The organism is Bordetella genomosp. 9, assembly GCF_002119725.1.
Lineage (GTDB): Bacteria > Pseudomonadota > Gammaproteobacteria > Burkholderiales > Burkholderiaceae_B > Bordetella_C.
The window spans coordinates 2,865,304-2,885,568 of sequence record NZ_CP021109.1; the positions used below are offsets into that span (position 1 = coordinate 2,865,304).

The 20,265-nt window shown below is 68.0% G+C and carries 15 protein-coding genes and 1 pseudogene; 8 read left to right on the forward strand and 8 right to left on the reverse strand.

The window, feature by feature from the left end; translation table 11 throughout:
- Nucleotides 1-56: 56 nt before the first annotated feature.
- The 4 genes and pseudogenes from CAL13_RS13115 to CAL13_RS13130 form a co-directional block, all read left to right on the forward strand.
- Nucleotides 57-1,319, forward strand: a complete 1,263-nt coding sequence (locus CAL13_RS13115) for an ABC transporter substrate-binding protein (protein WP_086072624.1) — start codon at nt 57-59, stop codon at nt 1,317-1,319.
- 58 nt (nt 1,320-1,377) lie between these two features.
- Nucleotides 1,378-3,291 carry an ABC transporter permease gene (locus CAL13_RS13120; protein ID WP_086072625.1) on the forward strand — a complete coding sequence of 638 codons (1,914 nt, stop codon included), beginning with the start codon at nt 1,378-1,380 and terminating at the stop codon, nt 3,289-3,291.
- Complete coding sequence (locus CAL13_RS13125) at nt 3,288-4,052, forward strand: ABC transporter ATP-binding protein (protein ID WP_086072626.1); 765 nt, start codon at nt 3,288-3,290, stop codon at nt 4,050-4,052. The genes CAL13_RS13120 and CAL13_RS13125 overlap by 4 nt, the downstream gene beginning before the upstream one ends.
- Nucleotides 4,049-4,726 (forward strand): annotated as a pseudogene (locus CAL13_RS13130) (ABC transporter ATP-binding protein); the annotation flags it as partial. The gene CAL13_RS13125 and the pseudogene CAL13_RS13130, both read left to right, overlap by 4 nt.
- Before the next feature lie 109 nt (nt 4,727-4,835).
- On the opposite strand, the gene CAL13_RS13135 reads toward CAL13_RS13130, so the two are convergent.
- From CAL13_RS13135 to CAL13_RS13150, 4 genes are all read right to left on the reverse strand, one after another.
- On the reverse strand, nt 4,836-5,084 hold the full coding sequence (locus tag CAL13_RS13135; protein ID WP_086057793.1) for a CsbD family protein: 249 nt from the start codon (nt 5,082-5,084) through the stop codon (nt 4,836-4,838).
- A gap of 121 nt (nt 5,085-5,205) precedes the next feature.
- On the reverse strand, nt 5,206-7,335 hold the full coding sequence (locus CAL13_RS13140; protein ID WP_420042452.1) for a TonB-dependent siderophore receptor: 2,130 nt from the start codon (nt 7,333-7,335) through the stop codon (nt 5,206-5,208).
- A gap of 224 nt (nt 7,336-7,559) precedes the next feature.
- Nucleotides 7,560-8,375, reverse strand: a complete 816-nt coding sequence (locus CAL13_RS13145; protein ID WP_086072628.1) for a siderophore-interacting protein — start codon at nt 8,373-8,375, stop codon at nt 7,560-7,562.
- Nucleotides 8,376-8,394: 19 nt separating this feature from the next.
- Nucleotides 8,395-9,096, reverse strand: coding sequence for a PadR family transcriptional regulator (locus tag CAL13_RS13150; protein WP_086072629.1), 702 nt, complete (start codon nt 9,094-9,096; stop codon nt 8,395-8,397).
- A 228-nt stretch (nt 9,097-9,324) separates the two neighbouring features.
- Here CAL13_RS13150 and imuA point away from each other — a divergent pair, with 228 nt between their 5' ends.
- Genes imuA through CAL13_RS13165 form a run of 3 tightly spaced genes read left to right on the forward strand, consistent with a single transcriptional unit; the run spans nt 9,325 to nt 14,745 of the window.
- Nucleotides 9,325-10,131, forward strand: a complete 807-nt coding sequence (gene imuA / locus CAL13_RS13155; RefSeq protein ID WP_086072630.1) for a translesion DNA synthesis-associated protein ImuA — start codon at nt 9,325-9,327, stop codon at nt 10,129-10,131.
- Entirely contained in the window at nt 10,061-11,521 is a 1,461-nt protein-coding gene (locus tag CAL13_RS13160) for a Y-family DNA polymerase (protein WP_086072631.1), read from the forward strand. The genes imuA and CAL13_RS13160 overlap by 71 nt, the downstream gene beginning before the upstream one ends.
- A 44-nt stretch (nt 11,522-11,565) precedes the next feature.
- The gene (locus tag CAL13_RS13165) at nt 11,566-14,745 is read left to right on the forward strand and encodes an error-prone DNA polymerase (RefSeq protein WP_086073643.1); all 3,180 of its coding nucleotides are present in this window, start codon (nt 11,566-11,568) and stop codon (nt 14,743-14,745) included.
- A 64-nt stretch (nt 14,746-14,809) separates the two neighbouring features.
- Here CAL13_RS13165 and CAL13_RS13170 read toward each other — a convergent pair whose 3' ends face one another.
- The 3 genes from CAL13_RS13170 to CAL13_RS13180 all read right to left on the reverse strand — a co-directional run bounded on the left by CAL13_RS13170 (nt 14,810) and on the right by CAL13_RS13180 (nt 18,241).
- Nucleotides 14,810-16,132: a tetratricopeptide repeat protein gene (locus CAL13_RS13170; RefSeq protein WP_086072632.1), complete on the reverse strand. Its 1,323-nt coding sequence runs from the start codon at nt 16,130-16,132 to the stop codon at nt 14,810-14,812.
- A gap of 242 nt (nt 16,133-16,374) precedes the next feature.
- On the reverse strand, nt 16,375-16,884 hold the full coding sequence (locus CAL13_RS21250; protein ID WP_157664873.1) for a hypothetical protein: 510 nt from the start codon (nt 16,882-16,884) through the stop codon (nt 16,375-16,377).
- 109 nt (nt 16,885-16,993) lie between these two features.
- The gene (locus tag CAL13_RS13180) at nt 16,994-18,241 is read right to left on the reverse strand and encodes a D-amino acid dehydrogenase (RefSeq protein WP_086057801.1); all 1,248 of its coding nucleotides are present in this window, start codon (nt 18,239-18,241) and stop codon (nt 16,994-16,996) included.
- Nucleotides 18,242-18,438: 197 nt separating this feature from the next.
- Between CAL13_RS13180 and CAL13_RS13185 the strand changes: the two genes are divergently transcribed.
- Nucleotides 18,439-19,329 carry a LysR family transcriptional regulator gene (locus CAL13_RS13185; protein WP_086057802.1) on the forward strand — a complete coding sequence of 297 codons (891 nt, stop codon included), beginning with the start codon at nt 18,439-18,441 and terminating at the stop codon, nt 19,327-19,329.
- A 20-nt stretch (nt 19,330-19,349) separates the two neighbouring features.
- On the opposite strand, the gene CAL13_RS13190 is transcribed toward CAL13_RS13185, so the two are convergent.
- Nucleotides 19,350-20,132: a 4'-phosphopantetheinyl transferase family protein gene (locus tag CAL13_RS13190; RefSeq protein ID WP_198297847.1), complete on the reverse strand. Its 783-nt coding sequence runs from the start codon at nt 20,130-20,132 to the stop codon at nt 19,350-19,352.
- Nucleotides 20,133-20,265: the final 133 nt, after the last annotated feature.

Below are 20,265 nucleotides of genomic sequence, written 5' to 3' on the forward strand. Positions count from 1 at the left end.
TCGCCAAAGGCCTTTATAGTCTCGGCTATCGCTACACGGGTACCCGAGGGGAAGTCATGAATCACGACACACCGGCGCGCGGCCGCAGCGCCGCTGTCCGGCTGGCCCGCGCCGCCGCCATCGCCGGTTCCGGCATCGCGCTCGCGCTGGCGGGCATCGCCTTTTGCGCCGATGCGGCCGCGGAAAGCACCACGATCCGCATCGGTGAGATCAACAGCTACAAGGCGCAGCCAGCCTTTCTGGAGCCCTACCGGAAAGGGATGGAACTGGCCGTCGAACAGGTCAACGCGGCAGGCGGCATCGCCGGCAAGAAGCTTGAACTGATCACACGGGACGACAATGCCAACCCTGGCGACGCCGTGCGCGCCGCGGAAGAACTGCTGGCGCGCGAGCGTGCCGACGTTCTGATGGGATCCTTTCTGTCGAATGTCGGCCTGGCGCTGACCGACTTCGCCCGCCAGAAAAAGGTCTTTTTCCTGGCCAGCGAGCCGCTGACCGACAAGATCGTCTGGCAGGACGGCAACCGTTATACCTTCCGGCTGCGCGTCTCCACGTATATGCAGACGGCCATGCTGGTGCCGGAAGCGGTAAAACTGAAGAAAAAGCGCTGGGCGGTGGTTTATCCGAACTACGAGTATGGCCAGTCCGCGGTCGCCACCTTCAAGGAATTGCTGAAGAAGGCGCAGCCGGACGTCGAATTCGTCAATGAGCAGGCAGTACCGCTGGGCAAGGTGGACGCGGGCAGCGTGGTGCAGGCGCTGGCCGACGCAAAGCCCGATGCGATCTTCAACGTGCTGTTCGCCACCGATGTGGCCAAACTGGTGCGCGAGGGCAATACGCGGGGTCTGTTTCCCGCAACGCCGGTGGTCAGCCTGCTGACCGGCGAACCCGAATACCTTGACCCGCTGAAGGACGAGACGCCCACCGGCTGGATCGTCACCGGCTATCCGTGGTCGTCCATCGAGACGAAGGAACACACCGCTTTCCGCAATGCGTACCGCGCCCGCTTCAAGGACTATCCGCGCCTGGGTTCCGTCATCGGCTACAGCGCCGTGATGTCCATGGCCGCGGGCATGCGCAAGGCGGGCGGCGCGGACACCGAAAGGCTGATTTCCGCGTTCGAAGGGCTGAAAGTGGAGACGCCGTTCGGCCACATCCAATATCGCGCCATCGACCACCAGTCCACCATGGGCGCGTATGTGGGCAAGCTGGCGCAGCAGGATGGCAAAGGCGTCATGATCGATTACCAGTACATGGACGGCGCCAATTTCCTGCCCTCGGACGAAGAGGTCAGGAAACTGCGACCGGCAGCGCGTTGAGCCGCCGGCGCCAGGCGAGGGCGGCGCGCCGCCCCCGCACCGCTATGGGCAGGCCGGCATGGACCTGAGCGCATTGCTGGTCCAGCTGCTGAACGGGCTGGCCGAGGCTTCCACGCTATTCCTGGTGGCCTGCGGCCTGTCGCTGATCTTCGGCGTGACGCGCATCGTCAACTTCGCCCACGGCTCGCTCTACATGGCGGGGCTTTACGTGGCCTACAGCCTGACCGAGCGCTACGGCGCGACGCCGCTGGGATTCTGGGGCAGCACGCTGCTCGCCGCGGCGGCGATCGGCCTGCTCGGCGCGATCGTCGAACTGGCGCTGTTGCGGCGCATCTACCGCGCACCGGAACTGCTGCAACTGCTCGCGACCTTCGCCCTGGTGCTCTTGATCAATGACGCGGCGCTGGCGATCTGGGGTCCCGAGGACCTGCTGGGACGGCGCGCGCCCGGCCTGGGCGGCTCGGTGACCGTGCTGCAGCGCCAGTTTCCCGCGTACAGCCTGGTGCTGATCGCCGTCGGCCCTATCGTGCTCTGCCTGCTGTGGCTGCTGCTCACGCGTACGCGGTGGGGCCTGCTGGTGCGCGCCGCCACCCAGGACCGCGAAATGCTCGGTGCGCTGGGCGTGAACCAGGGCTGGCTCTTCACCAGCGTTTTCGCGCTTGGCGCCGCGCTCGCCGGCCTGGCCGGCGCGGTGCAGGTGCCGCGCGAGCCGGCCAGCCTGGGACTGGACCTGCGGACGATCGGCGACGCCTTCGTCGTGGTCGTGGTGGGCGGCATGGGCTCGATACCGGGGGCCTACATCGCGGCGCTGCTCATCGCCGAAATAAAGGCGCTGTGCATCGCCATCGGCACGGTCAGGCTGGGCGGCGTGGCCTTCTCGCTGGCGCCCCTGACGCTGGCGGCCGAGTTCCTGGTGATGGCCGTGGTGCTGGCGGTGCGGCCCTGGGGCCTGCTGGGCCGCCCCGCGCCCCCGGCGCGCGCGACGGCGCCCGTCGAAGCGCCGCTGCGCCCGGCCTCCCGCGGCATGCGTCTGCTGGCGGGTGCGCTGCTCGTTGTGCTGATCGCGCTGCCCCTGGCCAGCGATCGCTTTCCCTATGCCGTCATCCTGGCCACGGACATCCTCATCGCCGTGCTGTTCGCCGCCAGCCTCCACTTCATCATGGGTCCCGGGGGGATACATTCCTTCGGTCACGCAGCGTATTTCGGCCTGGGCGCCTACGGCGCCGCCCTGCTGCTGAAAAGCCTGACACTGCCCATGGAAGCGGCTCTGGCCCTGGCGCCGCTGGCGGCCGCGGCCGGCGCGCTGGTCTTCGGCTGGTTCTGCGTGCGGCTGTCGGGCGTCTACCTGGCAATGCTGACCCTGGCCTTCGCGCAGATCGTATGGTCCGTGGTTTTCCAATGGGACGGGGTGACCGGCGGGTCCAACGGTGTTACGGGCGTCTGGCCCTCGGATCTGCTGACAACGGGCTACGCCTATTACTACCTGACCCTGGCATCGAGCGCCGGGGGCGTCTGGCTGTTGCGGCGCATTCTGTTTTCTCCGTTCGGCTACGCCATGCGGGCCGGCCGCGATTCGCCGCTGCGCAGCGACGCCATCGGACTGGATGTGGCGCGCGTGCAGTGGCTGGCCTTCGTCATCGCGGGCGGATTCGCCGGGCTGGCCGGCGCCCTGTACGCGTTTTCCAAAGGCAGCATTGCCCCCGACGTGATGGCGGTCGGCAAATCCGTGGATGGCCTGGTCATGGTGCTGCTTGGCGGCATCCAGGCCCTGGCAGGACCGGTGGCCGGGGCGGCCGTCTACACCTGGCTGCAGGACAGCATCATGCGCGCGACCGAATACTGGCGCGCGCTGCTTGGCGGCGTGATCCTGCTGCTCGTGCTGGCCTTCCCGCAGGGCATCGCGGGATTCGCCCGGCAGTTGGCGGACCGCTGGCGCGCGGGCGGCACGCCCGCGCGGGAGACGCCGCAATGAGCCTGCTTCAGGTGCGCAGGCTGACCAAGCGCTTCGGCGGCGTGACCGCCGTGGATGGTATCGATTTCGACGTCGCGGGCGGCGAGTTCCTGGCGCTGATCGGCCCCAACGGCGCGGGCAAGTCGACGACCTTCAACATGGTGGGCGGGCAGATCAAGCCCAGCGCCGGCACGGTCACGCTGGACGGCCGCGAGCTGACGGGGCTGCATCCGCGCGACATATGGCGGCTGGGCGTGGGACGCACCTTCCAGATTGCCGAAACCTTCGCGTCGCTGACCGTCGTCGAGAACGTCCAGATGGCCTTGTTGTCGCATCGACGGCGCATCTTTTCCCTGTGGCGTCCGGCCGCAACGCATGCGCGCACGCGCGCATTGGAACTGCTGGCGCAGGTCGGCATGGCCGACCAGGCGGACCGCCCGTGCAGCGAACTCGCCTATGGCGACGTCAAGCGGGTCGAATTGGCCATGGCGCTTGCGAACGAGCCCAAGCTGCTGCTGATGGACGAGCCCACGGCCGGCATGGCCGCGGAAGAGCGCAACGCCCTGATGGCTTTGACCCGGCAGCTGGTGGCGGAGCGCGGCATGGCGGTCCTGTTCACCGAGCACAGCATGGACGTGGTGTTCGCGCATGCAGACCGCGTGATCGTGCTGGCGCGCGGCAAATGTATCGCGCAAGGCAGCGTGCAGGCGGTGCGCGACGACCCCGAGGTGCGCGAAGTCTATCTCGGCGCCGTCGTGCCTTCCGAAGGCGGCCCGGCATGACGGCCCCGGATACGGACGGCGTGCTGTTGCAGGTGCGCAAGCTGAACGCCTGGTACGGCGCCGCCCACATCCTGTTCGACATCGACCTGGACGTCCGGCGCGGGGAGATCGTCGCCCTGACCGGCCGCAACGGCGCCGGCAAGTCGACCACGCTGAAGGCGATCATGGGGATGCTGGAAAAGCGCCGCGGCCAGGTCGCCTTCATGGGCCAGGACATCTCCCGCAAGGCCCCATACGAGATCGCCCGCGCGGGCGTCGGCTTCGTGCCGGAAGACCGGCGCATCTTCACCGACCTGACCGTCAGCGAGAATCTGAAGATCGCCGCACAGCCGCCACGGCGCTGGCCCGACGGCAGCGCGGCGCCGCACTGGACGCCGGAGCAGCTCTATGCCCTCTTCCCCAACCTGGCCGACATGCGCGGCCGCCGCGGCGGGCAGATGAGCGGCGGCGAGCAGCAAATGTTGACGGTCGCGCGCACACTGATGGGCAATCCTTATCTGGTCCTGCTGGACGAGCCCTCGGAAGGCGTGGCGCCCATCATCGTGCAGCAGATGGCGCGCGCCATCCTGGCCTTGAAGGCGCAAGGCGCCAGCGTGCTGCTTTCCGAGCAGAACCAGGCATTCGTCGATCAGGTTGCCGACCGGGCGTACCGGCTGGAGAAAGGGGAAATCCGATAGGCGCGCGATTGCGTAAGGCAACAGAAACGCCCGGATGCCCGGCGCCTTCGCTGGAAACAGCGGGGCGCTGGCGATCCGGGCGTCAGCCGCCTGGCGGCTCAGGGTTCTAGCGACGCGACATCAGAGCCCCAAGCAGGAAGCCCGCGCCGACGGCCACCGCCACGGTGGCAAAGGGCCTCTCGGAAGCGCAGTCGCGCACCATATTCAACAGCTCGCCATACGACTGCTGAGTACGGCCGGCCAGTTCGCGCGCCTTGCCCTCCAGCTGCGTGCCGGCATCGCCGGTCATCTCGCCCACCGCGTCCTGCGCCTTGCCCGCCCATTTCTGCACGGTGCCTTCTGTCTTTTCCATCATCGGATGCTCCTTCTGCGTAAAGGTTCAACGAAACCCGCGGCAGCGCCGGATTGCGCGGCGCGCGGGCGGACCCGGACGGTGCAGCAAAGCCCGTGCCGCGGCGCGCAGTGACGCGGCACGTTCAGAACCTGACGCTCGCATTCACCATGAAGGTGCGCGGATCGCCCGCCTTGATGTAATCCGAAGATTGGTACAGCCAGTACTTCTTGTTCGCCACGTTGTTGATGCCCGCCCGGAAGGTGGCGTCATACCCGGCGATGCGGGTGTCGTAGATGGCGCCGATGTTGACGATGGTGTAGTCGTCCACCTGGATGTCGTTGGACGCGCCCAGCATCGTGGCGCCGGTGTATTTGGCATCCGCGCGCAGGCGCAGGCCGGGAAGGTAAGGCACGCTGTAGGTAATCTGCGCGGCGGCGACGAATTTCGGCGCGCCGGCAACGCGGTTGCCGATGTAGGCGGAACCTTTGCGGTATTCGGAATCGAGGAACATCAGGCTCGTTCCCACATTCCAGTCGCGCGCCACGCGCACCGAACCCGCCAGCTCCACGCCATGGAAGATCGACTTTCCGTCCTGGACCAGCTCGTTGCTCGCGTTGGTGTATTCCGCCTTCTTCTCGATGCGGAACACCGCCGCGGTGGCCGCCCAGTTTTCCTGCTGCGTTTTGACGCCCATCTCGTACTGCTTGCTTTTCAGCGGATCGAGCAACGCCCCGAAGTTGGCATAGTTGGCGCCTGCCGTCGATCCGGGCTCCAGCGACTCCATGTAGCTCGCATACGCCATGGTCTGCGGCGCGAAGTTGTACATCAAAGCCAAGGTAGGCGTCGGCACGCCGTTCTTGTCGTAGGTCGAATCGCGGCTGCCGTCGGGATTGAAACCCACCTGGCTGTAGTCGGTATAGCGGATGCCGCCCAGCACCGACCAGCCGCGCGTCAGATCCACCGTATCGCTGACGAATACCGCCTTCTGCGTGATCTCGGCCGCGCGATACAGGTCGAGCGAACCCTCGCTGTAATAGGTATTGGTGTTCTGGCGGTAGATGTTGCCCGGCCCGATCAGGCCGCTGAAATACGTGGAGCTGAAGTCGCTCTTCTGCTTCTGCCAGGACGCGCCGATGACAACCTGGTGCTGCAAAGGGCCGGTGTGGAACTTGCCCTGCACCATGCCTTGCCACTGGTTGTACGCATAGGCCTCGCCGTAGTCGGAATGGTTGTCCATGTAATCGCCGGCGGCGTCCTGCAGGTACAGCACGGACTCATTGCGACGCGTGCGCGTGCTGCTGTAGCTGTAGTTGGTGCTGAACGTCCAGTCGGAATTCAAGCGGTAGGTCAGCCCCGTCGAATAGAACCGGAACTTGTTGTCGGCATAGGTGCCGTTCCCCACCAGGTTGTCGTTGTCGTTGCGTACCGGGCTGGGCAGGCGGGTGCCCGTCATCATGCCGGTGTAGATGCTGGGTTCCTGCTCGTTCGCGTTGCGGTTCTGGACGATGGACTGGAAATCCCAGGTCAGCCTGTCGGTAAGCCTGGCGTCCAGCGCCAGCGAGAAGGAATTGCGATTCAGGTAGCCATCGTTGTACGTCGTGCCGCCCTGATGCGTCGCGTTCAGGCGGTAGCCGAAGGCGCCGCTGGACCCGGCGCGCCCGCCGATATCCACGTGTTCGCTCAACAGGCCTGGCGAGATATAGCCCAGGTCGATCTGGCGCAGGGGCTCGTCCGTGGGCCGCTTGGTGACGTAGTTGATAAGCCCGCCGGGAGTGCCGAATCCGTACATGAAGCCGGAGGCGCCTTTCAGGAGCTCGACGCGTTCGAACTGCTCGTAAGGGAGCACGGTGACGTAGCTCAGGAAAGGCTTGCCGTCGATGCGGTAGGAATTCTGCCAATCCAGGGGCAAGCCGCGCACGGACAGGTAGCTGGCCCAACCGCCATAGGACGCGCTGTTGTCGGATACGGACGCATCCAGGGCGAAGAGATCCCCCAGCTTGTTGACCTGGCGGTCCTCGATGTCCTGCGCGGTGACGACCGTGCTGGAGAACGGCGTTTCGAGCTGGGTGCGGGTGCCCAGGGCGCCCGTGTTGACGGGCGTCTCCAGGTGCACGAGCGTGTCGTCGTCGACGGCTGTTGCCTGGGTGGTCACGGTGGGAAGCTGCGTGACGGGCGCGTCGGCGCTGAAGCTTCCTGCGGCGGCCCCGTCAGCGGGCGGCGGGAAAGAATCCTGGGCCGGCCCCTGCGCCCGAACGGGACTGGCGGCGCACAAGGCGGCCGCCGCCGCGGTAAGCACGAATGCGAAAGAATGCTGACGCGAGGGGCGCTGCCGCCCTGCTGCCTGAGAGACCACTTTTCCCTTCTCCACCGGAACGTTGACCGACGCAAATGAGACGCGATATTAATTGTTATTGATATTTATTCGCAATACGTTTCGACGGCGGTCCAGGGAGTGCGAGGGTGAGGGAGACGGCGGACGGGCCCCGCCGGGGACATTCAATCTTCGTGCGTTTCGTGCACCGCCGCGGCGCCGCGCTTCCAATAGCTGGAGGCGCGGATGCGCGTTTTGTCGATGCCGCGCTCCTGCACCATGACCTGCCGCACCGCCTTGGCCGCCGCCGATTCCGCGGCCGCCCAGACATAGCCTTCGCCGGCGGGCAGCGGCACATCGCGGGCCGCCTGTTCCAGCCTGGCGGGATCGCCGGCCGGCGCATCATGGCGATGCAGCCAGCGCACCGTCAGCCCCTCGCGCGAGGGCAGCGCGATCCGGGCCCGTTCGTCGGCCACTTCGATGATGGCGATGGCGCGCCTGTCCGCCGGCAATTCCTCCAGCCGACGCGCGATGGCGGGCAAGGCCGTCTCGTCGCCGATCAAAAGATGCCAATCGAAGGCGGTGGGAATCACGAAGGAACCGCGCGGTCCGCCCACGCCCAGGTACTGGCCGGGACGGGCCTGCGCGGCCCAGGTGCAGGCAGGGCCGTCGCCGTGCAGCACGAAATCGATATCCAGCTCGTTCGATGCGGCGTCGTAGCGGCGCGGCGTGTAGTCGCGCGCCTCCGGACGCGGCACGCCTTCGGGCATGGAGATGCCGTTGGGACCGATGGACGGCAGCGCCGGCTTGTCCTGGCCCGGCGCCGGAAAGAACAGCTTGACGTGATCGTCGAACGAGGCGGAGACGAAGCCGCGCAGGTCGTCGCCGGTGAGCGTGACGCGCAGCAGTTGCGGCGATACGCGGGTCGTGCGGACAACCTGAAGAAGCCGCATCTTGAGTTCATGGCGTACGCGCTGGACGGTGAGATCGGGTCCGGTCATGAGTCATCCTCGAAAAAGTTCAGCCTTGGTCTTGGGCATTGCCTTCGATTTCGGCAATCGCCCGGGCCAGGATCGCGGCGATGCGCCGCTGTTCCGCGGGATCCGCGTCTTCCCGCCGCAGCAAGGCGTTGCGCAGGGCCTGGCGGGCCTGCACGTATTCCGGCAGCCAGCCCGTCGCGCGGTCCTCGCCTTCGCGGCCCGTTTCGGCCGGCTGGCCGGTCCAGGCGCGGCGCATCCATTCCATCTTGCGCGAGACATGCTTCAAGCGGCCGAACAGCAGCGTGAGCCGGTCCCGGTTGGCCTGGACGTGCGCGCGGCCTTCGTCGGACAGGTGATAGCGCTTCTTGGCGCCTTCGAGTTCGACCGTGGCGTAGCCCAGTTCTTCCAGGTAAGTCAGCGCGGGATACACCATGCCCGGACTGGGCGTGTAAAAGCCGCTGCTCATATCGCCCAGGGCCTTGATCAATTGATAGCCGTGGCTGGGGTTCTGTTCCAGGATGCCGAGCAGCATCAATTGCAAGTCGTCCGCGCCGAATTTGCGGCCGCGCATCCAGCCCTGGTCGTCATTCGCGCCATCATCGCCATGGCCGCCATGTCCATGACGGCCGCCGCGGCCGGGAAAGCCGCCGTGCCCGCCGCCATGCCGGCCGCCCATGGCGTGGAAGACGGCGCCCGGGTTCCAGCGCCGGCCGGCGGTGAAGAAGGGGTGAAAGAAGTGCATGGGAGCTCCTATATCTTAAGATATATATCGTACGATATAGAGGCGATGCCCCGCCGTCAAGCGTGAAGACGTCGATACCGCTGGGTTGCGGGCCTGCCGGCGCCCTGCTCTACCTTGATGCAGGACAAGAATCGAGACCGCCTTCGTCTTCTTTTTTACTGTATATTCGTACAGTAAATTCCTCGCCCCGCCTTTGCCCGCGGGGCGTTTCTCCCTTATCGCAGTGTCATGTCGACGACCGTCGCGCCGCCTCCCGAACAGATCCATCCCGCCCTGTGGCGGGGGACGCAGCTCGCCCAGGCTTCGCGGGCGGCAGTCCCCACAGGGCATTCCGCCTTGGGCAAGGAATTGCCGGGCGGCGGCTGGTCCACGGGGGTGCTGAACGAACTGCTGTTGCCGCGTCCCGGCATAGGCGAAATGCGTCTGCTGCAGCCCGCCCTGCGGGCCCTGGATCCGCAGGGCTGCATCGTCCTGGTCCAGCCGCCCCGCATCCCGCATATCGCGGCGTGGACCAGCTGGGGGCTGGACCCTGCCCGGCTGCTCTGGGTGAATCCCGAGCGGCCCGCCGACGCGCTGTGGGCGGCGGAACAGGTTTTGAAGAACGCGGGCTGCGCCGCGCTGCTGTGCTGGCTGCCGCAGGCCCGTCCCGAATCCCTGCGCCGCCTGCATCTGGCCGCCCAGGGCGGCCCCACACTGTTCTTCTGCCTGCGGCCGGCGCGCGCCGCCGCGCAGGCCTCGCCCGCGCCCTTGCGGCTGGCCCTGACGCCAGCCCGCAACGGGGTCATGGTGGATATCGTCAAACGCCGCGGCCCGGTCTGCGGCCAATCGTTGTATATCGCGCTGGAAACGCCGCGTCCCGCTACGGCCGATGCGCCGCCGGCCGTGCCGTCCGAAACGCAACGGCCGGCGACGGCCGCGCCGTCCGGGACGCCGGCATCCTCGCCTTCTCCTATTCCCCTTTCCCATGCAACTCTGGATCGCCGTCAACCTGCCGAGGCTGGCGCTGGACGCGCTGCACCCGCCGTGGCCGCTTGACGCCACGGCATGCGCCGTGGTCGAACACGAGTGCGTCATGGCTTTGACCCCCGCCGCGGCCAGCCATGGCATCGTCCTGGGCATGCGCCGCGCCGGCGCCACCGCGCTGGCGCCGCACGCCATCCTGCTGGATCGCGATGTCGCGGCAGAAGGCGCCGCCATGGAAGGCGCGGCGCTGGCGCTCTTGCAGTACACGCCCGAGGTCGCCCTGGGCGAAGCCGACAGCCTGCTGCTGAATGTGGGCGCGAGCCTGCGCATCTTCGGCGGCCCGCGCGCGCTGGCGCGGCGCATCGCCGCCACGCTGGCGGAACTGGGGCTGCAGGCGCGCCTGGGAATGGCGCCCACCGCCGGCGGCGCCTGGCTGCTGGCGCGCCGCACCGATGCGGGCCCGCGTCACGCCCTGGCCCTGCCGCGCCTGGCGCGCCGGCTGGACGCGCTGCCCTGCGCCCTGCTCCCGCAGGCGCAACCGCATCTGGAATGGCTGCACGGCATCGGCTGCCGCCAGTTCGGCTTCCTGCGCCGCCTGCCCCGCGCCGGCTTGCAGCGGCGTTGCGGTCCCGCCCTGCTGAAAGCGTTGGACGCCGCTTATGGACAGGCGCCGGAAGTCCACGCCTGGATTTCGCCGCCGGCGCAGTTCAAGCGCCGTTTCGAATTGATCGAGCGTATCGAGCATGCCGATGCCGTACTTGCGGTGGCCCGCAAGCTGATCGAACAGATGAGCGGCTGGCTGACCGCCCGCCAGCGCGCCGTGCCCGCGCTGGCGCTGGAAATGGAACACGAACGCGGCCGTCATGCCCGTCCGCCCAGCCGGCTGGAATTGACCCTGGCCGAACCCGCGTGGCAGCCCGCCCATTTGCTTGGCCTGCTGCGCGAACGGCTGGGCCGCATGACCCTGGAAGCGCCGGTCATCGCCGTCGTGCTGGAAGCGCCGCGGACCGTCCCGCAGCCCGCCGCCAATGCCACCCTGTTTCCAGAGCCGGCGCAGGCGGCCAGCGAACAGGCGCGTCTGCTGGACCTGCTGACGTCCCGCCTGGGCGAAACGCGGGTGCTGCGCCCTTGCCCCGCCGCCGACCATCGGCCCGAAGTCGCCAATCGCTGGACCGGCGTGCACGACACGGCCGGCCCCGGCGTCCGCGCACCCGTCCTGGATCGCCCCTTCTGGCTGCTCGATCCGCCGCAGCCGCTGCAGGTGCGCCGCAACAGGCCGGTGCATGGCACGCCCCTGACCCTGGTGCGCGGCCCCGAACGCATCGAAAGCGGCTGGTGGGACGAGGCCCCGGCGGTGCGGGATTACTTCGTGGCGGAGGACGCGGACGCGGCCCGTTACTGGATTTACCGGGAACGCGGGGCGGACGATGGCCGCTGGTTCCTGCACGGGCTGTTTGGCTGAATGCGATGAACGCCATGAATGCGCACGACGACGATCCGGCCGGCATGGGCGATCTGCCCGAAACGACGGGAGACTTGCAAGCGGCCTCCGGCGCCCTGCCCGCCTACGCCGAACTGGGCTGCATGACCAACTTCACCTTCCTGCGCGGGGCTTCGCATGCGGAAGAACTGGTCGAACGCGCGGCCGCGCTGGGCTACACCGCCCTGGCGATCACCGACGAGTGTTCGGTGGCAGGGGTGGTGCGCGCGCACATCGAGGCCAAGAGCCACAAGCTGCCGCTGTTGATCGGCAGCTACTTCGAACTGTCTTGCGACGGCGGCGAGCCGTGGCGCCTGATCCTGCTTGCGCAAACCCGCGAAGGCTACGGCAACCTTTCCGAACTCATCACGCTGGGGCGGACCGGCGCGGCGAAGAAAGGCAGCTACCGCCTGGCCGTATCCGACCTGGAACGGCCACCCGCGGACTACGCGCATCTGGCCGGCATGCCGGAATGCCTGGCCATCCTCGCGCCCGCGCCGGGCATTGCCGCGGCCGACCTGGCCGAACAGGCGCGCTGGCTGGCGCGGGTCTTTGCCGGGCGCGCCTGGCTGGGACTGACGCTGCGGCACCAGTCCCGCGACGACCTGCATCGGAGCGTCGTGGAAGCGGCCGCGCAAGCCTGCGCGCTGCCCGTCACGGCGCTGGGGCTGGCGGAAATGCATGTGCGTTCCCGCAAGCCGCTGCATGACACGCTGACCGCCATCCGCCTGGGCACGCCGGTGCGCGAATGCGGCTATGCCCTGGCCGCCAATGCCGAACGCCATTTGCGGTCGCGCCTGCAACTGGCCCGGCTCTACCCCGCCGAGGCCCTGCGCCAGACCGTGGAAATCGCCCGCCGCTGCACCTTCAACCTGGATGAACTGCGCTACGAATACCCGGATGAAATCGTGCCGCCCGGCGCCACGCCCGCCTCCTATCTGCGCGCCGAAACCTATGCCGGCGCACGCCGCCGTTTCGGGGAACACACGCCGCCCCCGGTAGCCGAGCAGATCGAAAAAGAACTGGCGCTGATCCAGGAGCTGCGCTACGAAGCCTATTTTCTGACGGTCTACGACATCGTGCGCTTTGCCCGTTCCCAGGGCATCCTGTGCCAGGGCCGGGGATCGGCCGCCAATTCCGCCGTGTGCTATTGCCTGGGCATCACGGAAGTCGACCCCGTGCGCGGCAACACCCTGTTCGAACGCTTCATCAGCAAGGAGCGCAATGAACCGCCGGATATCGACGTCGATTTCGAGCATCAGCGGCGCGAAGAAGTCATCCAGTACATCTACGAAAAATACGGCCGCGCGCGCGCCGCGCTGACAGGCGTCGTCATCACCTACCGGCCGCGCAGCGTGCTGCGCGATACGGGCAAGGCGCTGGGCGTGGATCCGGCCATCGTCGATGCCGTGGCCAAGGCGCATCAATGGTGGGACGACAGCGGCGGGCTGCTGCGCGGCCTGCAGAACTGCGGGCTGGACCCGCAATCCAGCGTGGCGCGCCAGTGGGCCGTGCTGGCCACCCTGCTGATGGGATTTCCGCGCCACCTGTCTCAGCATCCGGGCGGCTTCGTCATGTCGCGCGGCAAGCTGTCGCGCCTGGTGCCCATCGAGAACGCCGCGATGCCGGGCCGCAGCGTGGTGCAGTGGGACAAGGACGACCTGGACGCCATGCATCTGCTGAAGGTCGACGTGCTGGCGCTGGGCATGCTGTCGGTGATCCGGCGCGCGCTCGATATGGTAGCCCTGCGGCGCGGCCGGCCTTTCCCCATGCAGGACATCCCGAAGGAAGACGATGCCACCTACAAAATGATCAGCGAGGCCGATACGGTGGGCGTGTTCCAGATCGAATCGCGCGCCCAGATGACCATGCTGCCCCGGTTGAAACCCAAGGAGTTCTACGACCTCGTGGTGGAAGTGGCCATCGTGCGTCCAGGCCCCATCCAGGGCGGCATGGTCCATCCCTATCTGCGGCGGCGCCAGGGGCTGGAACCCGTGACCTATCCCAGCGGCAAGGTGCGCACGGTGCTCGAACGCACGCTGGGCGTGCCCATCTTCCAGGAGCAGGTCATGCAGATCGCCATGGTGGCCGCGGGATTCACGGGCGGCGAGGCCGACGAATTGCGCCGATCCATGGCGGCCTGGCGGCGCAAGGGCGGCGTGGACAAATTCCGGGTGCGGCTGATCGGCGGCATGCTGGCGCACGGCTACACGAAGGAATTCGCCGAAGCCATCTTCCGGCAGGTCGAAGGATTCGGCGAATACGGTTTCCCGGAAAGCCATGCGGCCAGCTTCGCCCTGCTGGCCTATGCCAGTTCATGGCTCAAGCGCCATGAGCCGGAAGCCTTTCTCGCGGCGCTGCTGAATTCCCAGCCCATGGGGTTCTACGCGCCCGCGCAACTGATCCAGGACGCGCGCCGCCACGGCGTGCGCGTGCTGCCGGTGGACGTGTGCGCCAGCGAATGGGACAGCACGCTGGACTTCGGCTACGCGCCGCGCCCGGCGGTGCGGCTGGGCATGAGCCTGGTCAAGGGGATGTCCGAAGCGGCCGCCCATCGCATCGTTGCCGCGCGGCAGCGGAAGCCCTACGCCGATACCGCCGACCTGGCGCGGCGCGCCGATCTCGGCCGCCACGATCTGGACGCGCTGGCCGCGGCCGATGCCCTGCTCGCCCTGGCCGGCCACCGGCGCCAGGCGCGCTGGGAAGCCGCCGCGGGCGCGCCGGCCAAAGGCCTGCTGCGCGAGGCCGCCATCGTGGAAGACCGTGCGCCCGAATTGCCCATGCCCACCGAAGGCCAGACCATCGCCGACGACTACCGGTCCTTGCGCTTCACGCTGCATCGCCATCCCCTGGCCTTGCTGCGCGACAAGTTGAAGGCGCGGCGCTTCGAAACCGCCGAGACCCTGAACGGATATCCGGACAAGCGCCTGGCGCGCGCCTGCGGCCTGGTCACCGTGCGCCAGCGGCCCGGCACGGCCAACGGCACCATCTTCGTTTCGATCGAAGACGAAACCGGCCCGGTCAATGTGGTCGTGCGGCCCGAGCTGATCGAACGACAGCGCAAGGAACTGCTGACGTCAACGCTGATGGGCGTGTACGGCGTCTGGCAGAACGTCAATAACGTACGGCACCTGATCGCCCATCGGCTGGTGGACCTGACGCCGCTGCTGGGCAATCTGGCGGCCGGCAGCCGGGATTTTCACTGACGGTTCGACGGCGTTGCCGCCCCCCCCCATCGATCGCCAGCCCCTGGCCGCCGCCGCTTGCGGCCTACAGCGCCGCCGCCCGCGCCGCCAGCTGGCGGTTGCCTTCGCTGGCGGGCTTGAGCGCCAGCCGCTCCGCCGTCAGCGCCTTCGCCAGATTGCGCGCGCCGTCGCGCAAGGCTGCCTCCACCAGCGTCAGGGCAAGCACGTCGCGCTGCGCATGGCTGCCGCCGAACCGGTGCGCGACCAGTCGCAGATCGCGCAGCAGCTCCACCGTGCGGCCGTAGTCTTCCCGGGCGAAGGCGGTCAACGCCTCGGCCACGGGCAAGCCGATGTCGCGCGTCATCATGGCATTGGTCCCCTCGCCTTCGGCGGCTGCCATCATGGCCTCCATCAGCGCCCGCGCGGCCGCCCGGTCTTCGGCGCCCAGATAGGCCATCAGCGCATGCACGTCGTTGAAGGCGTAGTACCCCGCGCCGCCGTGCGCCTGCCAGAGCGCCGCCAGTTCCCGCCAGCGTTCCGATACGTCCACGCCGCGCAGCATCAGGCGCCACAGCATGGCCGATGCGTCGATCAGGTCCAGCACCTGCCCGGTAGGCGATTCTCGCAGCCGCAGGTCGTACAGCGCCAGCACGTTCGCCGTTTCGTCCCGGTCCAGATGGAAAAGCGCCTGATGCCACCAGTTGTGCACCGCCAGCATGTTGTCGCCCGCCCAATCGTCGCGCCGCGACGTCAGCCAGGCGATGCCTTCCTCGGCGCGGCCCTGCATCTCCATCACGTGCGCCACGGCATGGATGGCCCAGGGGTCGCGCGGATTCAAGTCCAGCGCCCGGCGGCCCTGCGCCTCCGCGTCGGCGTACAGATTGGTTTCCTCCAGGCCGAAGGCATGCATGCCGAGCACATAGCCGAATTCCGGCATGCCCGCGTTCCAGGCGGGCAGCACGCCAGCCACGCGATCGCGCAGCATGGCCGATCGCCCCGTCAGGAAATCGCCGATATGGCCCACCTGCAACGCCAGCGTGTCGTGCGGATAGTCGACCAGGATGTCGGCATAGGCGCGCAGCGATCGTTCGAAGTTGCCGTCCAGCCAGGCCCGCGCCGCCGCCGCATGCCGGCGTTCGCGTTCGTTGGCGATGTCGTACAGGGACTCCGCGGCTTGCACGCTTTCGCGCAGCATCGGTTCCACGCATTGATCGCTGGCGGTGATCATCATGCCGGCGCGCATCACGTGCCCCATGACGAATACCGGGTCTTGGGCCAGGGCGTCGTCGATCACCGCGAGCGGGTCGGCGTAATAGCCGTGGAACAGGGATTGGGCGGCTTCGTAGCGATCGAGCGAATCCGCGCTGCGGGTAGACACGGGGTTGCCCCGTGCGTCGGTCATGGCCATGGCGATCCCCCTTGATGGCCGGTGCGCCATCGGGCGACGGCGCCTGCTTTTTCGGGCCGATCTGATCACGATTGCGGCGTCATGGCAATGCGCATAAAACTTAGCCGCGCGCTGTGCGGATCGCGGACCGGGGCGGTTTGCGAGACGCGCCGGCGGGGCACAGCGTTTGCTGCGGACCCCGGGCGGACGCGATCCGCGTCTGCATCCGCCTTCGCTCGACGGATATGTCATATGCAGAGGAGTCAGCGATGAACCAGCAATCCAACCAGCGCCAGCAGAACCAGCAGAACCAGCAAGGTCATCAGCAAAACCAGGGTCAGCAGCGCTCGCAACAACAACAGCAGCAAAACCGTTCGGGCCAGCAGCAGGGCCAGCGCTCCGGCGGTTCCGGATCCGGCCAGAAGCGCTGATCCATCTTCCGCGCCGTCCAGCAGGCGCGGCCGGCAGGCGGCAGCGCACGAGCCGCCTGCATCGAGGATGCCGCCCGCCGGGGCCGCGTCCCCTCCCAGCGCCCCATGGCGCCTTCCCGTCCTCTTGAAGGCGGGATAGCCTGGAAGGACCCGCCGCTCGACGGGTCCTTTTTCATTGGGAATCGCAGCGGAATCGCACCCGGAATCCGCACCCGGAATCCGCACCCGGAATCCGCACCCGGAATCCGCACCCGGAATCCGCACCGGAAGCGCACCCGGAAGCGCATCGGGAATCGCGTTGGGGATCGCATCGGCACTCGCCATGCCGGCCTTGCCCGGCATGGCCGAACCATGACGCATCCCGCCCGGCCATATCCGCGCGCCGGCGGCCGCCCTCCGGCGGAATTACACCCGCTGTAATTTTTCTTCCGGCGCTTCAGGCAGGCACGCTTCAGGCAGGCAGGAAGGGACGCGGCTCGATGGGCGGCTGGATGCCCGCCATCTGCGCGGTCAGAAGCGCGGCGCTGCCGCAGGCCAGCGTGAACCCAAGCGCGCCATGACCCACGTTCATCCAAAGATTGCAGGCCGCGCGGCTCGGGCCGATCCAGGGCTTGCCCGTGGGCGTCGCCGGCCGCAGTCCGGCCCAGGGCGTTGCCGCCGCCAGGCGCAGCGCCGGGAAGGTTTCGCCGGCCTGACGCTTGAGCAGCGCGATGCGGCGTTCGTCCAGCCCCGGGCCGGCGCCGATGTCCACCATCGCGGCCATGCGCAGCACGGAGCCGATGCGCGCATAGACGATACGCCGCTCGTAGTCGGTCACGCTGATTGCCGGCCCGGCTTCATCGTCGTCCTTCAGCGGCACGCTCAGGCTATAGCCCTTCAGCCCATAGATTGGTACATCCTGCCCCAGCGGCCGCAGCAGCTTGCGGCTGCCCATGCCGGCCGCGACTACGTAGGCGTCGGCTTCGATATCGCCCTGGCTCGTACGCGCCGCAACGATGCGCGCGCCGTCGCGGCGCAGGCCGCCCACCGGCGCACCCATGCGCACCTGCACATTGGGCAGACGGGTCAGGCGCTCGAACAATCCCTCGGTGAAGCGCAGGCAGTCCCCGACTTCCTCGCCCGGCGTATAAATGGCGCCGGCCAGGTGCGTCCTGATGCCGGCCAGCGCCGGCTCCAGCTCCAAGGTCTGCGCGGCGTTCAGCACGCGCTGTTCGGCGCCGTGGCCGGCCTGGTATTCCACCAGCGCGCGCGCCTTGTCGAGCAGCGGCGCGCTGCGGTAGACGATCAACTTGCCGTTGCGCAGGTGGCCGAAGGACAGCGGCTCCTGTTCCAGCAAGGCGTTCAGCACGTCCCGGCTCAAGTACGACAGGGTCAGCATTTCCGCCGTCGAACGGCGCGCCACCGACGCACGGCAGGCCAGCGCGAAACGCAGGCACCAGGCCCATTGGTGAGGGTCCATCCGCGGACGGAAACGCAAGGGCGAGTCCTCGCGCAGCAGCCACCCCGGCACGCTCGGAAGCACGCCGGGGCCGGCCAGCGGCGCCACATAGCTGTAGCTCAGCTGCCCGCCGTTGGCATAGCTGGTTTCCTCGCCGGGGCGCTCCCGCCCATCGACGAGCGTTACGTCATACCCCTGGCGCGCCAGGAAATACGCGGAGGTCACGCCGACCACGCCCGCGCCGATCACGCACACGCGCATCGCACTGTCCCGAAGTAAGAATCGATGGCGCGATTCTCGACCGCCGGGATGCGGGCGGGCAAATGCCAAAGACGGCATGATGTATAACCTTGGGCTATGGGATGTCCCCAATCGCGTCTTGCGCCAATCGAAAAATCCCGCGCATCCCGGGCGGCACCCATATAACCTGTGGCTATCTTCCCCCCCGATCCCGCCCCATGCGTCTGCGCCATATCGAATTGTTCGAAGCCATCCGCGCGACCGGATCCCTCAGCCGTGCCGCCCAGGCGCTGCATATTTCGCAACCGGCCGCCAGCAAAATGCTGGCGCATGCCGAGGCGCAGGTGGGCTTCAAGCTGTTCGAGCGCGTGAAAGGCCGCTTGCGCGCCACGCGCGAGGCGGAAATCCTGGCGCCCGACATCGCCCGCCTGTCGCGCGATCTGGAAAGCGTGCGCAAGCTGGCGTCCAACCTGCGGCATCACCCGCGCGGCCATCTGCGCATCGGCTGCGCCCCGAGCCTGGGTCTGGGCATCGTGCCGCGCGCCACGGCGATCAGCCGGGAGCGGCAGCCGGACATTACCTTCAGCCTGCAGACGCATCACACCGGAGAGCTGATCGCGGGATTGCTGGCCCGCGAGATCGATATGGCAATCACGTACGAACCGCCGCCGCACCCCGGCGTTGCCCGCATCGATCTGGACCGCTCCGAAATGGTCTATGTGAGCCGCGAACCGAACCATGGCCCCGTGCCGCTGTCGAGCGTGCGGTCCGCCCGCCTGATCGCCATGGACCCGCGCGATCCGCTGGGCAGCCTGCTGCAGACCGCGCTGGCGGAACACGGGGTGGGGATGGAATCCCCCTTGCAGGTGCAAACCCATTACATGGCTTGCGCCATGGTGGAGGCCGGCTGCGGCGACGCTATCGTGGACGCCTACAGCGCGCACGGAATCGCGCGGCCCGGCCTCTCGGTCCGGCGCCTGGAGCCGCCCGTACATTTCCGCATCGGCGCGCTGGTTCACGCGGATGATCCCATGTCCGCCCTGCATCACGGCTTCGTGCAATGCCTGCGGCTGGCCTGCGAGGAAGTCGCGCAGGCGCTGGACGGCTGAAAACGCGCGGCCGCGTCCAGCTAGGACCAGTACAGCTCGGAAGTGATATGCGGCACGGACGTACCGGGGGGAAAGCGCCATGACGGACGCGCCGCGCCCCCAGCCGCTCGCGGCGGCGCCCACCATACGGCGCTGACACGCCAAACGCCGTCCAACAGGGCCGAGTAAGCGCGCCATCCCGCGTCCGGCGCGCGCAAGCGCCAGCGAAGGCGCCGATCGGGGCCGGCAGCGGCCGCCGCGAAGGGATCTGCGCCGACGCCGGCGACCTCATCTCCGGCCGCTGCGGCAAAGGCGCCGGCGCCTTCTTCGGAATCCGCGCCGGCGTCGGCCGTCAGGCCGACCAGGCGGAGATGCGCCGGAAAATCCAGCCCCGCCGCCTTTACGAAGCCTTCCTTCAACGTCCATAGGACATAGAAGAACGACAGCGCCCGCGCAGGATCCAGCCGCTCCAGGGTCTGGCGCTCATCGTCGCTGCAGCACCAGCTCGCCAGCCGCTGCACGTCGCGCGGCCGGGCCGCTTCCATATCGACGCCGACGCGCCATGCGGCCGGCGCGGTCGCCACCACGGCATGGCCGCGGGTATGCGAAAGAGATACCGAAGGCGCTGGCGCGGCGTGCGGTCCGCCCGCTCCGCTGCCCATGCCCGCCGCATGCAGCAGCGCCCGGCTGACCCGCCAGTCCCGCTCGGCGCGCGGTGCGCGGCCCTTTCCAGACCGCGCCATGTCGGCAGGCCGCAACATTTCCGGCCGGTAATCCCGGCCGATATCCGGGCCGGCCCACCACAGGTTCAACGCAGGACCCACTCGGACTCCCGCTCGAATATGCTGACAAGGCGCTGAAAAACCGTGGGAAAGCGGTGCAGAGATAGAAATCGCATGGGCAGAACGATAGCAAGAAAGGCCTGCCCGGCATGCCGCCAACGGTACACTTCCGCGC

Bases quoted from the DNA above. Each gene is read 5' to 3' on its own strand.
- CAL13_RS21250 (WP_157664873.1), bottom strand. From the start codon at position 16,884: ATGCCGGGCAAGGCCGGCATGGCGAGTGCCGATGCGATCCCCAACGCG.
- imuA (WP_086072630.1), top strand. From the start codon at position 9,325: ATGTCGACGACCGTCGCGCCGCCTCCCGAACAGATCCATCCCGCCCTG.
- CAL13_RS13115 (WP_086072624.1), top strand. From the start codon at position 57: ATGAATCACGACACACCGGCGCGCGGCCGCAGCGCCGCTGTCCGGCTG.
- CAL13_RS13185 (WP_086057802.1), top strand. From the start codon at position 18,439: ATGCGTCTGCGCCATATCGAATTGTTCGAAGCCATCCGCGCGACCGGA.
- CAL13_RS13180 (WP_086057801.1), bottom strand. From the start codon at position 18,241: ATGCGCGTGTGCGTGATCGGCGCGGGCGTGGTCGGCGTGACCTCCGCG.
- CAL13_RS13125 (WP_086072626.1), top strand. From the start codon at position 3,288: ATGAGCCTGCTTCAGGTGCGCAGGCTGACCAAGCGCTTCGGCGGCGTG.
- CAL13_RS13170 (WP_086072632.1), bottom strand. From the start codon at position 16,132: ATGGCCATGACCGACGCACGGGGCAACCCCGTGTCTACCCGCAGCGCG.
- CAL13_RS13135 (WP_086057793.1), bottom strand. From the start codon at position 5,084: ATGATGGAAAAGACAGAAGGCACCGTGCAGAAATGGGCGGGCAAGGCG.
- CAL13_RS13165 (WP_086073643.1), top strand. From the start codon at position 11,566: ATGGGCGATCTGCCCGAAACGACGGGAGACTTGCAAGCGGCCTCCGGC.
- CAL13_RS13150 (WP_086072629.1), bottom strand. From the start codon at position 9,096: ATGCACTTCTTTCACCCCTTCTTCACCGCCGGCCGGCGCTGGAACCCG.
- CAL13_RS13145 (WP_086072628.1), bottom strand. From the start codon at position 8,375: ATGACCGGACCCGATCTCACCGTCCAGCGCGTACGCCATGAACTCAAG.
- CAL13_RS13120 (WP_086072625.1), top strand. From the start codon at position 1,378: ATGGACCTGAGCGCATTGCTGGTCCAGCTGCTGAACGGGCTGGCCGAG.
- CAL13_RS13160 (WP_086072631.1), top strand. From the start codon at position 10,061: ATGCAACTCTGGATCGCCGTCAACCTGCCGAGGCTGGCGCTGGACGCG.